The 12476-nt window shown below is 68.5% G+C and carries 13 protein-coding genes; 9 read left to right on the top strand and 4 right to left on the bottom strand.

The annotated features are described in order from the left end of the window. Nucleotides 1-10: 10 nt before the first annotated feature. Genes IPG97_03360 through IPG97_03345 form a run of 4 tightly spaced genes read right to left on the bottom strand, consistent with a single transcriptional unit; the run spans nt 11 to nt 4064 of the window. The gene (locus IPG97_03360; GenBank protein MBK6855610.1) at nt 11-652 is read right to left on the bottom strand and encodes an AAA family ATPase; all 642 of its coding nucleotides are present in this window, start codon (nt 650-652) and stop codon (nt 11-13) included. Continuing rightward, the gene (locus tag IPG97_03355; protein ID MBK6855609.1) at nt 649-1851 is read right to left on the bottom strand and encodes an 8-amino-7-oxononanoate synthase; all 1203 of its coding nucleotides are present in this window, start codon (nt 1849-1851) and stop codon (nt 649-651) included. The genes IPG97_03360 and IPG97_03355 overlap by 4 nt, the downstream gene beginning before the upstream one ends. Further along, the gene (gene bioA, locus IPG97_03350; protein ID MBK6855608.1) at nt 1805-3145 is read right to left on the bottom strand and encodes an adenosylmethionine--8-amino-7-oxononanoate transaminase; all 1341 of its coding nucleotides are present in this window, start codon (nt 3143-3145) and stop codon (nt 1805-1807) included. The genes IPG97_03355 and bioA overlap by 47 nt, the downstream gene beginning before the upstream one ends. A 40-nt stretch (nt 3146-3185) precedes the next feature. After that, nucleotides 3186-4064 carry an alpha/beta hydrolase gene (locus IPG97_03345; GenBank protein MBK6855607.1) on the bottom strand — a complete coding sequence of 293 codons (879 nt, stop codon included), beginning with the start codon at nt 4062-4064 and terminating at the stop codon, nt 3186-3188. Between the two features lie 156 nt (nt 4065-4220). On the opposite strand from IPG97_03345, the gene IPG97_03340 reads away from it, so the two are divergent. From IPG97_03340 to tsaD, 9 genes are all read left to right on the top strand, one after another. Then, on the top strand, nt 4221-5276 hold the full coding sequence (locus IPG97_03340; GenBank protein ID MBK6855606.1) for a radical SAM/SPASM domain-containing protein: 1056 nt from the start codon (nt 4221-4223) through the stop codon (nt 5274-5276). Between the two features lie 95 nt (nt 5277-5371). Further along, nucleotides 5372-6748 (top strand): NAD(P)H-hydrate dehydratase, encoded by a 1377-nt coding sequence (locus IPG97_03335; protein ID MBK6855605.1) that lies wholly within the window; start codon nt 5372-5374, stop codon nt 6746-6748. Continuing rightward, complete coding sequence (locus tag IPG97_03330; GenBank protein ID MBK6855604.1) at nt 6748-7233, top strand: CBS domain-containing protein; 486 nt, start codon at nt 6748-6750, stop codon at nt 7231-7233. The genes IPG97_03335 and IPG97_03330 overlap by 1 nt, the downstream gene beginning before the upstream one ends. Further along, nucleotides 7230-8354 (top strand): alanine racemase, encoded by a 1125-nt coding sequence (locus tag IPG97_03325; protein ID MBK6855603.1) that lies wholly within the window; start codon nt 7230-7232, stop codon nt 8352-8354. The genes IPG97_03330 and IPG97_03325 overlap by 4 nt, the downstream gene beginning before the upstream one ends. 85 nt (nt 8355-8439) lie before the next feature. Then, nucleotides 8440-9546: an alpha/beta hydrolase gene (locus IPG97_03320; GenBank protein MBK6855602.1), complete on the top strand. Its 1107-nt coding sequence runs from the start codon at nt 8440-8442 to the stop codon at nt 9544-9546. A gap of 66 nt (nt 9547-9612) precedes the next feature. Next, nucleotides 9613-10116, top strand: a complete 504-nt coding sequence (tsaE, locus tag IPG97_03315; protein MBK6855601.1) for a tRNA (adenosine(37)-N6)-threonylcarbamoyltransferase complex ATPase subunit type 1 TsaE — start codon at nt 9613-9615, stop codon at nt 10114-10116. Beyond that, nucleotides 10110-10808 carry a tRNA (adenosine(37)-N6)-threonylcarbamoyltransferase complex dimerization subunit type 1 TsaB gene (gene tsaB, locus IPG97_03310; GenBank protein ID MBK6855600.1) on the top strand — a complete coding sequence of 233 codons (699 nt, stop codon included), beginning with the start codon at nt 10110-10112 and terminating at the stop codon, nt 10806-10808. The genes tsaE and tsaB overlap by 7 nt, the downstream gene beginning before the upstream one ends. A 74-nt stretch (nt 10809-10882) precedes the next feature. Continuing rightward, nucleotides 10883-11428: a ribosomal protein S18-alanine N-acetyltransferase gene (gene rimI, locus IPG97_03305; GenBank protein MBK6855599.1), complete on the top strand. Its 546-nt coding sequence runs from the start codon at nt 10883-10885 to the stop codon at nt 11426-11428. Between the two features lies 1 nt (nt 11429). Beyond that, nucleotides 11430-12473 (top strand): tRNA (adenosine(37)-N6)-threonylcarbamoyltransferase complex transferase subunit TsaD, encoded by a 1044-nt coding sequence (gene tsaD, locus IPG97_03300; protein MBK6855598.1) that lies wholly within the window; start codon nt 11430-11432, stop codon nt 12471-12473. The last annotated feature ends 3 nt before the right edge of the window (nt 12474-12476 follow it).

Genomic DNA, 12476 nt, shown 5'->3' with positions numbered 1-12476 from the left:
ACTCACCTCTCTAGCCGTCCAAGATGTGGTCGGCCAGTTGGGTGATGGTGGTGGCACAGCGAAGACCGTGATGTTCGACCAGCCAGGCCACGTTGCGGTGGTGGAGGTCGCTTGCGGCATCGAACCGGTTGAGGATCACCTCGACGCGGAACCCGGAGAACGCATCCACCGTCAACGCCACAGCATTGACGGTGCCGAGACCGGCATCGGCGACCACCACGACCACCTCGGGCCTCAAGGCGCGAGCGATGGTGACGGCATCACCATCGACGGCGATGGGGGAACGGGGTCCACCCACCGTCTCCAGCCAACCAACGTCGACCGGAGGGTCGGGCCAAGCGAGCTCTGCCAGCAGGTCGGCGGTGGTCGGCACTGCCAGCCCGAGGACCTCTGCCGCCATCGGCGGGGCCATCGCCACCGGGTAGGCACGATGGGGCGGGCACACCTGGTGGGCTGGTTCGCCGCTGGCTGCGCTCAGCACCTCGGCGTCACTCGGGTGATGATCATCGGGGTCGAAGGACTGCGCCGGTTTTCGGGCCGCCACCACCAGACCTCGTCCCCGCAGTTCCGCTATTGCTTTGCCGCCAACCCAGGTCTTGCCGATCTCGGTGGCAGTGCCGGTCACCAGCACCAGGTGATGTGGCCGGCTCATGTTGTCCCCCCGGCGGTCGGCCCGTCGACCCCGTCCACTGCCTCGAGAGCGGGGACGTCCAAGGCCTCGAGCGCGGCGATGAGGCGCTCCACCTGGGCGTCGGTGTGGGCTGCCGAGAACGTGACCCGCAGGCGGCTGGTGCCGGTCGGAACGGTGGGCGGGCGGATGGCGGGCACGAACAGACCGGCATCCAACAACGCCGACGCGGCCTCCACCGCCCGCAACTCGTCTCCCAGCACCACCGGCACGATCGGCGACGGATGACGCGGTGCCAGACGGTCCACGTGTCGGCGCAGCCGGGCGATCAGATCGTCGCCCTCGGGGCTACGCAGAACCCCCAGCGCCGCCAGCGCGGCAGCAGTGTCGGCCGGGCTCAGAGCGGTGGTGAAAATCGATGACCGGGCTGCGTTGACCAACAGGTCGGCCACCGGACCCGAGCAGGCCACGAATCCCCCCAGCGACCCCAGGGTCTTGGACAGGGTGCCCACCCGAACCACCTCCACACCGCTGAGGTCGGTGGGGTCGGGGTGAGGTCCGAGCACGGCGTGAGCTTCGTCGAGAACGAGAAGCGCCCCGTGGCGGCGACACACATCGGCGACCTCGGCCACGTCGAGCACGTCTCCGTCCATCGAGAACACGGTGTCGCAGACGACGATCACCAGACCCGCAGCCGACCCCACCAGGGACTCGATCGCGTCTACGTCTCCGTGAGGGGCGATGGCCACCTGGGCCCGGGCCAGACGGGTGCCGTCGATGATCGAAGCGTGGTTGAGCGAGTCCGACACGATCGTCACCTCGGCCCCGCCCAGGGTGGACAGCACCCCGAGGTTGGCGGCGAAGCCGGTCGGGAACAACACGGCCCGATCCGTCCCCTTCCACTCGGCCAACGTCTCCTCCAGTTCCCGGTGGATCGGGCGGGCCCCGGTGATCAGCCTCGAGCCGCCACTCCCCGAACCCCAACGATCCAAGGCGGCGTGCGCGGCTGAGATCACCTTCGGGTGCGCGGTGAGACCTAGGTAGTCGTTCGACGCGAACGAAACCACCTCGCGGCCCTCCGCGGTGAGCACCCCCACCGGGCCGAGCCCGTCGAGATCCCGGTAGGACCGCCATCGGCCCTCGACTCGAATCGAGTTCAGCCGTTGGTCGATCAGGTCAGGCCACGTCATCGTGGTGGCCATCGGCATCTCGGGCGGCGGCATCGGGGTCGGTCACCTCGACGATGGCAGAGGCCAAGGCGTCAACGATCCGGTCGATCTCAGCGGCAGTTGTCGTGAGCGGCGGCATCAGCACGATCACGTCACCCAGGGGGCGGATCAACACCCCCTGGTCCACGCACGCCGCCGACACCCTCCGACCCCATCGCAACCCGTCGGCGGGTGGCGCCAACTCCACACCGATCATCAACCCGCACTGGCGCACCTCTCTCACGGTGGCAAGTGACGCCACCGATCGAGCCAACCGCTGAGCCAACTGGTCGGCTCGGTCGTTGACGTTGGTCAGCACATCCCACTCCTCGAACAGTCCGAGGTGCCGTAGCGCTACCGCCGCGGCCAGGGCGTTCCCGCTGTAGGAGTGCCCGTGGTAGAAGGTGCGCTCGGACAGGTCAGGTCCCAGGAACGCTCGCCATACCCGGTCCGAAGCGACCGTGGCCGACAGGGGTAGGTAGCCCCCGGTGATGCCCTTGCCCAGGACCAACAGGTCGGGTCGGGTGCCGCACTGCTCGGTGGCAAACAGGGTGCCGGTCCGTCCGAACCCGGTGGCCACCTCGTCATGGATCACCAACACGTCGTGGGCCGATGCCGCGGCGGCGACGGCTGCCACCGCTTCGGGTGGCACCAGAGCCATGCCCGCTGCGCCCTGTACCAGTGGCTCGAGAACCACCGCCGCCAGCTCCGACCCATGTTGTTCGATCGCCGACAGCGCGGCCTCCACCGCTCCCGGTTCACCCAGAGACGGCGCCCGCAACACGGGGAAGCGCAACGGATCGAACACGTCGGTGCCGAAGCCGCCGTCACCCACCGAAAGCGAACCGATCGAATCGCCGTGGTAGGCGCCGCCGAAGGCCAGGTACTTGGTGCGCCCCGAAACACCCTGGTTCGTCCAGAACTGGAACGCCACCTTCAGGGCCTGTTCCACCGCGGCGGCACCGTCGCTGGCGAACAGAAACCGAGCCCCGTCGACGGGAACCCGAGGCGCGAGTGACTCGGCCAATTCGATCACGATCCGGTTACCGTTCCCGAGCATGGTGGTGTGGGCTACCCGGTCCAGTTGGTCCCGGATCGCCTGGTCCAGCTCGGGCACCCGGTGGCCGAGGGTGGTGACCCACAGCGACGAGATGGCGTCCAGATAGCGGTTGCCGTCTACATCGATCACCTCACGCCCCTCGGCGCGGTCCACGATCACCGGCCGGTTGTCGGCGTAGCAGGCCATCTGGGTGAAGCCGTGCCACACCGAAGCCACGTCTCGTTCGATCCACGAACCGGTGTCTGCCATGGCCTCAGACGCTACCGGTACCCCCCGCCCCGGGTCTTGGTCAGGCGAGGACACGCGCCAGGATCTGATCCCAGTGGGTGAGGGCGATCAGGTGCCCGGCGTCGGGGTCGACGATCAGATCGCTGGTCGACAACGCCTCGTTCCACCACCTTCCGAACGCGGGCGGGGATGTCTGATCCCGCCCTCCGTACCAGAGGTCGACCGGGCACTGCACCATCGACCAGTCGACGTCAGGGGCCTCCACCTGCAGCTCCACCTCCCGGATCAGGCCGTCCAACCCCTGAGCGACGGCATCGACCACTCCCCAGGCCATGGCGTCAACCGCACCGGTCACCGCTCCCAGGTCGGCTCGGCGCTTGTCGTCGGCTCCCTCGGTCACGTGCTGGCGGGCCAGGTCCAGATCGCAAGGCCACGGCGCCAACATCGGAGCCGCCATCTCTGCGGTGGCCACGGCGCCCAGCTCGGCGCCCAACTCTGCCACCAGGTGGCGTCCCCCGTCGGCGTCGTCGAGGATCCCGGGAGTGGTGTAGGCGGCGAAGGGAACCAGGCCGGCCACGGCTGCCACCCGTGCGACCCTGGCGGGATGGCGGGCGGCCATGGCCACCGCGAACGGCACGCCAGCGGACCATCCCAAAGTCGCCCACCGCTCGAAACCGAGCCAGTCGGCCAAGGCGGCCACGTCGTCGGCGAACGAACCCACCGTGAAGCCCCGATGTGGTGATGACAGCCCGATGCCGGGCCGGTCCACCGCCACCAGCCTCACCCCCAAGGCGCGGGCCCGGTCGTCGTCGGGGTGACGTGACCGTCGGGAGTCAGGGGTGCCGTGGACGAAGATGACCGCCGCGCCCTCGGGGTCGCCAACGTCGTCGAAGCCCAGATCCCGCCCATCGGCGAGGGTCAAGGTGGAGGAAGCGGTCACCGCCGCAATCTACCGACCCGCTCTTGGACGGTCCGTTGACCAGGGTGTTCTCGTGACTACGGCCTGGGGCCAGGCCCCGATGCTGTCCAGCCAGCGGGCTGGTAGCGTGTGAAACGTTTCTCGCGCGCCGAGGCGACCTGCCCCTAGGAGTCCCGAGTGACCATCCCGGACCACTTCACCATCGACATCGAGCTGACGAACCGCTGCAACGCGGACTGCTACTTCTGCCCTCGCGCCGCCACCCCGGACCAGGGGTTGATGACGCCGGAGACGTTCGAGGCAGCGCTGGCCCGCGCCGTCGAGTTCGAGGCGGTGGCCAAGGAACGAACCGGCAGGGACGTGTGGGTGAGCCTCTGCGGCCTGGGTGAGCCGCTCATCAACAAGCATGCCGTCGACTTCGCAAGAGCGGTGGTCGATGCCGGGCTGTTGTGCACCGTCTCCTCCAACGGTTCTCTGCTCGATGAGACGAAGGCGCGGGCGTTGATCGACGCCGGGGTCAAACGCTTCGACATAAACGTGGGCGAGAAGGACGACGAGTACGAGGCCATCTACAAGCTCCCATGGCAACGAACGCTCGACAACCTGCTCCGCTTCCGGGAGTTGGCCGAGGGCCGGAGCGCGGTGAACATCATCCTGGTCGACCACCGCAACGATCCGGCGCACATCGAGACGATGAGGAGCTTCTGGAGCGGTCACGGGTTCACCAACTTCTTTGCGTTCCCACTGATCAACCGCGGTGGCTCACTTCCGCTCGATCACATGTACTTCTCGGAGCGGTCCGAGCCGGCCGAGGCGCGGGTGATCCTGGAGGAGCGCGGAGGCGCCCCCGAGTGCGTGTGGCCGTTCACGTCTCAGTTCATCGGCTTCGACGGGCGTTACTTCCTGTGCTGCTCAGACTGGGAGAAGCGGGTGCCGTTCTCCTCGGTGTTCGACCGGAGCCTGATCGACATCTTCGGTCCCAAGCTCGACTACACCCGGAACCGGGGTCCGTTGTGCACCACTTGCAACGGTGATTCCGTCAACTACATCGCCGATCGGATCCGCGCTGTGGCCGAGGACCCGATGATGGCCTTCGTCGGACCGGAGTGGCAGGCCGACCAGCTCATCGCCGACAGAGACGAGACCCTCGGGCTGCTCGAACAGCTCTCACCGGGCGTGACCGACCGCAATCTCGGAGCAGGCCGCGTCACAATTCCGGTCCGGGCCATCTGAGCGTTCCACCGAACTCGTCACGCTCGTGTGTGAAGGGTTGTTGGCAGAGTCCGTCGACGATCATCCCTCGGCGATGATCGGGCAGGATTGTGGTGATGGATGCGGTCGTCACCCCGACGGAGATGGGCGTCATAGATGCCGAGGCGCTTGAGCCGGTCGAAGTTCTGATCGGTCGGGCGGGCACCGCGGTGGCTCGCACCGCGGTGGCGATGCTCGGCGGTTCCTACGGCCGACGGGTTGTGGTGGTGGCGGGTAAGGGCAACAACGGCAACGACGGGCGGGAAGCTGCCCGTCGACTGACAGAGCGCGGCGTCCGCTGCCAGATCTTCGATGCTGCTTCGGCGCCGGCCGTTCTGCCACCGGCAGACCTGGTGATCGACGCCGCCTACGGCACCGGGTTCACAGGAACATACGTTGCCCCCCAGCCGGCACTCACCGACACCGCGGTCTTGGCCGTCGACATCCCTTCTGGTGTCGACGGGCTGACCGGCGTCGCCGCGGGTGAGCCTCTTGCCGCCGATGTGACCGTGACCTTCGCGGCCCTCAAACCGGGGCTGCTGCTGGCCGACGGCCGGCGACTGGCCGGTCGGGTGGAGGTGGCCGATATCGGCCTGGATGTTTCATCTGCCCGCGCACGTCTCCTCGACGACGACAAGGTGAGATCTTGGCTTCCTGTCCGCCCAGCCGACACCCACAAGTGGAAGGCCGCGGTGCGCCTGGTGGCTGGTTCCCCCGGCATGACCGGTGCTGCCCGGCTCTCGGCCGCGGCCGCCATGCGGGCCGGCGCCGGATACCTGTGGGCGTCGACCCCCGGGGCGGTCACCGACCCGGGGGCACCCACCGAGTGCGTGTACACGCCGTTGCCGGTCGACGGGTGGGCCGAGACCGTGCTGTCAGATGGTCTTCACCGTTGTCATGCCCTGGCGGTAGGACCCGGCCTGGGCCGAGGTCCCGGCACCGAAGCCGAGGTTCGCCGGCTGGTGAGCCAGTGCCATCTAGCCACCGTGGTCGACGGCGACGCGCTCAGCGCCCTGGGTGCCGCGGCGGCATCGGTGGTCGCGGCTCGTGCCGAGGGCGCCGGCCCCGTGGTGCTCACCCCCCACGACGGCGAGTTCGAGTCCCTCACCGGCCACCGGCCGGGCTCCGACCGGTTCGCCGCAGCCCGGGAACTGGCCGCTCGCGTCGGGGCGGTGGTGCTGCTCAAAGGAGCGACCACCGTGGTTGCCGACCCCGGTGGGTCGGTGCTCGTGGTGACCAGCGGCGACGCCCGCTTGGCCACGGCCGGTACCGGCGATGTGCTCACCGGGATCATCGCTGCCCTCCTGGCCGGTGGGCTGGGTGGGCTGGAAGCGGCGGCCGCCGGCGCACACATGCACGGCCGGGCCGGCGCCCTAGCCTGGCCCCGGGGCCTGGTCGCATCGGACCTGGTAGCCCTCCTACCTGTCGCCTTCTCCCACCTCCAGGAACCCTGATGTCTCGTGAGACCCCCGTATCCGAGGTGATGACCCGCGAGGTCCTCACCTTCGCCCCTGACGACCAGGCATACGAGGCCATGGAGACCATGGTCGACCGAGGTATCGACGGTGCCCCGGTGGTGGCTGAGGGCGGGACCGTGGTCGGCATGCTGTCCACCGGTGATCTGATCGTCCAGAGCAGCCGCCTCCACTTTCCGACGGTGATCTCCATCCTCGGAGCCACCATCGAACTTCCCAGTGCAAAGCGGCACTTCGAGGAAGATCTACGCAAGACCCTGGGAAGCACGGTCTCCGACGTGATGCAACCGGACCCGATCACCATCGGCGCCGACGACACCGTGGAGGAAGCCGCCACCTTGCTCCACGACCACGACATCTCGCGCCTGCCGGTGGTGGGAGACAGCGGGCTGGTCGGGATCGTCGCCCGGGTCGACATCTTGCGGGCCTTGTTGGACCGCGACCGCCCCAGCCCCGAGAGCTGACCGACACGGTGCGTCCGGCCTGGGCAGACATAGATCTAGGAGCCGTCACCCACAACGTGACCGTGCTTCGCGACCTGGTGGCTCCGGCTCGGGTCTGCGCGGTGGTGAAGGCACAGGGATACGGCCACGGAGCCGTAGAGGTCGCCCGCGCCGCTCTGGCCGGGGGAGCGGACCGGCTGGCAGTGGCCCTGGCCGCAGAGGGGTCCGAGCTTCGTGACGCCGGGCTTCACGGCCCGATCATCGTGCTGAGCCAAGCCTCTCCCGACGAGCTCGACGACCTGGTCCGCCACGACCTCGACGCCACCGTCTACACCGCCGCCGGTGTCCAGGAGTTGGCCGCAGCCGCCGCATCCCGCAGCCCCAGACAGCCGATAGCCGTCCACCTCAAGGTGGACACCGGCATGCACAGGGTGGGGGCCCAGCCTGCCGAGGTCGTCGGATTGGCTCAGGCCGTGATCGCCCGACCCGAGCTGCGGTTGGCGTCGGTGTTCACCCACTGCGCCGTGGCCGATGAACCCGACAACCCCTTCACCGACGTGCAGCTCCGCCGCTACCAGGACGTGCTGGACGACCTGGCTCAGGCCGGCGTAGACGTAGCCATGCGCCACGCCGCCAACACCGCGGCCGCCATTGCCCACCCGGCCAGCCGCTACGACCTGGTGCGAATCGGAATCGGCATGTACGGCCTCCCTCCCAGTCCCGCCCTATCTGGCCGAGTCGGTCTGCGCCCCGCCATGTCGCTCAAGGCCCGGGTATCACACGTCAAGCGGGTCGCGGCCGGCGAAGGTCTCTCCTACGGCCTTCGCTATCACCCTGCCACCGACGCCAACATCGCCACCGTGCCCCTCGGTTACGCCGACGGCGTGGCCCGCCGCCTCGGATCCACGGGGGCCCAGGTCCTGATCGGCGGTCGCCGCTTCCCGGTGGCTGGAACCGTCACCATGGATCAACTGCTGGTCGACTGCGGGGACAGACCTGTGCAGGTGGGCGAGGAGGTGGTGCTCATCGGCCGTCAGGGAGACGAGGAGATCACCGCCGACGAGTGGGCCGAGCGTCTCGGCACCATCAACTACGAGGTGGTGTGCGGGGTCAGCCTCCGCGTCCCCCGCTGCTACCACTGACTTCATCGGTGACGGCCGACGGACGTGCCGATCCTTTGGCGCGGTGGCAGCATGCTGTCCGGTCATTCACCCACGGAGACGAAGTGTGAGCAGGATCTTGAACCGTCATACCGCCCGTACCATCGGGCTGCTCGGGGCCGGGGCCGCGGTGGGCGCTGCCGCCATCGGCCTCTACCGGTCGACCCACCCAGCAGAAGCTTCGGGGCCGGTGTCCCCCGATCCGGGCCGTAACCGGCCGCCGCTCCCGCCGCACCTGTTCGAGATGCCCGACGGCGTGACCGAAGGCGATGTGCCCACCCCGGACGGCGGCACCATCCACTACGCCGAGAAGGGTTCCGGGCGGGCGCTGGTCTTGCTCCACGGCGTGACGCTCCGCCACGACGTCTGGTCGCCTCAGTTCCACCAGCTCGCCGACCGCTATCGGGTCATCGCCGTGGACCTGCGCGGCCACGGTCGATCACAGCCTGGTTCGCTGGGTCTGGGTCTACCCCGATTGGCCACCGACCTGGCCACCCTGCTGACCGAACTGAACCTGCGAGATTCGATCGTCGTCGGCCACTCGATGGGCGGGATGACCGTCATGAGGTTCTGCGGCGACCATCCCGACGTGCTGGCCGAACGGGTGGCCGGCTTGGCCCTGGTCGCCACCGCTGGCCACCAGGCCGTCCCGCCCTACATGGAAGGGATGGCCCGACGAGTTCTGGCCAGCGGTCGTGGCCAGATCGATCGCGGTGCAGGCCTTCCCACCCGCAAGGTGGTGGGTCGCCCCGCGGTCAGGATGGTGTTCGGCGACCGACCTCACCCGCGGGCAGTGGACATCGTCCACGAGATGACCACCTCCATGCACGACGGTCACCTGATCGACTCACTCCTCGGGATCGTCGAACACGACGCCCGTGACGCGCTGGCGGCCACCCGAACCCCATCGGTGGTGGTGGTGGGAACCAGGGACCTCCTCACCCCGGTTCCGGCCGGACGGGCCATCGCCCGTGTAATGCCGGGCTCGGAGTTCGTGGTGCTACCCCGGGCCGGGCATCAGCTCATGCAGGAACGTCCCGATGAGTTGGCCGAGCTGATCGACGCCCTCGTGGCCCGTGTCGAAGGGCAGGTTGCCTCGGTAGCCGAAGCGGTGGCCGCCGACGACCGGCCAGTGGAGGCCGATCAGGTGGAAGCGGCCGGGGGTCCGTTCTGACCGCAGCGAACCACCGGTCCTGACCAGCCTGTTCCTTCGGGGGGAGGTGGTCACTACGATCGGTTCGTGCTCGTTCGCACCGGATCCCCCGACCAGACCAAGGCACTGGCCCAAGCCTTGGCCGGGCTGTGCCGGGCAGGAGACGTGGTGGTGCTGGCCGGTGAGATGGGGGCCGGCAAGACCGCCTTCACCCAGGGGTTCGCACTGGGACTCGGGGTGTCGGACTCGGTGACCAGCCCCACTTTCACCATCGTGCGCGAGTACCCAGGGGAGCGCCTCGACCTGCACCATCTCGACGTGTACCGGCTCGACCAGATTCGTGAGGTCCTCGAGCTTGGCGTAGGCGAGATGCTCGACGAGGACGCGGTGATGGTCGTGGAATGGGGCGACGCCGTGCTTCCCGCCCTGGGTGAGCACATCTTGGAGGTGCGCATCACCTTCGGCGAAGGTGATGACGACCGGCGCCTGGAGGTGTCGGCTCGAGGTAGTCGGTGGCAGGCCCGCACCCGACTGCTGGCTGAGACCGTTCAACGCTGGTGTGACCAGGAGGGTCAGGGACAGAAATGTTGATCCTCGGATTGGAGAGCGCCACCGCCCAGGTCGGTTGTGCCATCGGCGGCCACGAAGGGGTGCTGGCCTCGTCGCATTCGGCCCGGGGCAAGCGCCATGCCGAGAACCTGACCCCGGCCATCGACTTCGTGTGCCGCCAGGCCCGCGTCGAGCTGCAGGAGATCTCCTGTGTGGCCGTGGACAACGGGCCGGGACTGTTCACCGGACTTCGGGTGGGGGTGGCCTCGGGCAAGGCCATCGCACAGGCCCTGCGGGTCCCGATGATCGCGGTGTCGAGCCTGGACCTGTTGGCCTTTCCGTTGCGTTACACCGACCGGCGCATCGCGGCGGTGATCGATGCCCGCCGTGGCGAGGTGTTCTGGGCCTTCTACCGCCAGGTCCCCGGCGGGGTTCAGCGGCTAGGCGAACCGACGGTGGGTTCACCCGATGAGCTGGCCGCCGAACTGCTGGCCCAACCGGGGGAGACCTTGCTGGCCGGAGACGGGGCCATCCGTTACGCCGACCGATTCATCGATCGAGCCGACATAGAAGTGGCCGGCGGAGACCACGCCTACCCGTCGGCGCGTTCGCTGGTACAGCTCGCCCATGCCCGGGCCTTGCGCGAAGACTGGGTCCGGCCCCAGGAGATTGAGCTGAACTACCTGCGCAAGCCCGATGCCGAGATCAACTGGACTACCCGGGAGGGGGCGTGACCCCAGCGGCGGCCGGTGTAGCTGGGGACAGGGTCGAGGGTCATCCCGGCTCGGTGGAGGTGACCGTCTCGCCCATGCGGCGTCGGCACCTGCGAGCAGTGCTCGAGATCGAACGCCTCGTGTACCCGCGCCCGTGGTCGTCGCGCCTGTTCGAGGACGAACTGGATCGGTCGGGGCGCACCTACCTGGTGGCCCGGGTCGGAGCCACCGTGGTGGGCTATGCCGGGTTGTTGATGATCGCCGATGACGGGCACGTCGCCACGGTGGCCGTCCACCCCGACTGGCAGGGCCAGGGTCTTGCCACCCGGCTACTGGTGGAGCTCGTCCACCAAGCCCTGGAGATGGGTGCCAACCAGCTCACCTTGGAGGTGCGGGTGTCCAACCTGGCGGCGCAGTCGGTTTACCGACGCTTCGGGTTCGCTCCGGCCGGGGCCCGCAAGGCGTACTACGCCGACAACGGAGAGGACGCCCTGGTCATGTGGGCCCACGAGGTGTCGGGTCCCGACTACGCCGGGCGACTGAGCGAGCTGGCAGCGTCGTTCGACCCGCCCACCGTCAGGCAGGGGTTTGCCGAGCCGGTCCCGGTACCGTCAGGGCATCCCTCCCGAGGTTCGTGCTGACATGATCCATCTCGCTTCCGACCCCGACTCGACCGTCGACGCGTCCACCACCATCCTGGGCATCGAGACCTCGTGCGACGAGACCGCGGCCTCGGTGGTGGTCGGCGGGCACATCGTCCGCTCGTCGGTGGTGTCCAGTCAGGTCGACATCCACGCCCGTTTCGGTGGTGTGGTGCCCGAGATCGCCAGCCGGGCCCACGTCGACCTGTTGACCCCGGTCATCGCCGAAGCCTTGGTAGAAGCTGGCGTCGATGGCCCGGGCCTCGATGCGGTGGCGGCCACAGTCGGTCCCGGCCTGGTCGGTTCGCTCCTGGTCGGGGTCAGTACCGCCAAGGCCTTGGCCCTGGTGTGGGATGTGCCGTTCGTGGCCGTCAACCACCTCGAGGCTCATCTGTACGCCGCTTTGGTGGAGGACCCGAGCCTGGAGCTGCCGGTGGTGGTGCTGCTGGTGTCGGGTGGTCACACGATGCTGGTGGCCATGGAGGGCCACGGTCGTTACCGGCTGCTCGGTTCCACCCTCGACGATGCCGCCGGCGAGGCCTTCGACAAGGTGGCTCGCTACCTCGGGCTCGGCTATCCCGGGGGTCCGGCCATCGACCGCATCGCCATGGACGGCGACCCTCACGCCATCGCCTTCCCTCGGGCCATGATGGCCGATGGTCTCGACTTCTCCTTCTCAGGCTTGAAGACCGCGGTCATCAACCACGTTCGTAAGCACCCCGATGCCGCCACCGCCGATGTGGCGGCCAGCTTCCAAGAAGCGGTGGTAGATGTGCTGGTGGCGAAGGCTCGGCGGGCCGCGGCCCAGATCGGCGCCAAGGGTCTGGTGTTGGGCGGTGGGGTGGCGGCCAACTCACTGCTGCGGGAACGGTTCCTGTCGGCGTGTGTTGAAGACGGGGTCCACGGCTTCTTGCCCAGCCGAGCCATGTGCACCGACAACGCCGCCATGGTGGCTGCTGCCGCGTGGTGGCGACTCGGATCGGACGGTCCCAGCGGTCTCGACCACGGAGCCGACCCCAACCTCAAGCTGCCGTTGCTCACCTAGCCT

Source organism: Microthrixaceae bacterium, from assembly GCA_016702505.1.
Lineage (GTDB): Bacteria > Actinomycetota > Acidimicrobiia > Acidimicrobiales > Iamiaceae > Aquihabitans.
The sequence above is the reverse complement of the archived record's forward strand: the minus strand, read 5'-3'. Positions and strand labels throughout refer to the sequence as shown.

Bases quoted from the DNA above. Each gene is read 5' to 3' on its own strand.
- IPG97_03360 (MBK6855610.1), bottom strand. From the start codon at position 652: ATGAGCCGGCCACATCACCTGGTGCTGGTGACCGGCACTGCCACCGAG.
- IPG97_03355 (MBK6855609.1), bottom strand. From the start codon at position 1,851: ATGCCGCCGCCCGAGATGCCGATGGCCACCACGATGACGTGGCCTGAC.
- bioA (MBK6855608.1), bottom strand. From the start codon at position 3,145: ATGGCAGACACCGGTTCGTGGATCGAACGAGACGTGGCTTCGGTGTGG.
- IPG97_03335 (MBK6855605.1), top strand. From the start codon at position 5,372: ATGGATGCGGTCGTCACCCCGACGGAGATGGGCGTCATAGATGCCGAG.
- IPG97_03330 (MBK6855604.1), top strand. From the start codon at position 6,748: ATGTCTCGTGAGACCCCCGTATCCGAGGTGATGACCCGCGAGGTCCTC.
- tsaB (MBK6855600.1), top strand. From the start codon at position 10,110: ATGTTGATCCTCGGATTGGAGAGCGCCACCGCCCAGGTCGGTTGTGCC.
- rimI (MBK6855599.1), top strand. From the start codon at position 10,883: ATGCGGCGTCGGCACCTGCGAGCAGTGCTCGAGATCGAACGCCTCGTG.
- tsaD (MBK6855598.1), top strand. From the start codon at position 11,430: ATGATCCATCTCGCTTCCGACCCCGACTCGACCGTCGACGCGTCCACC.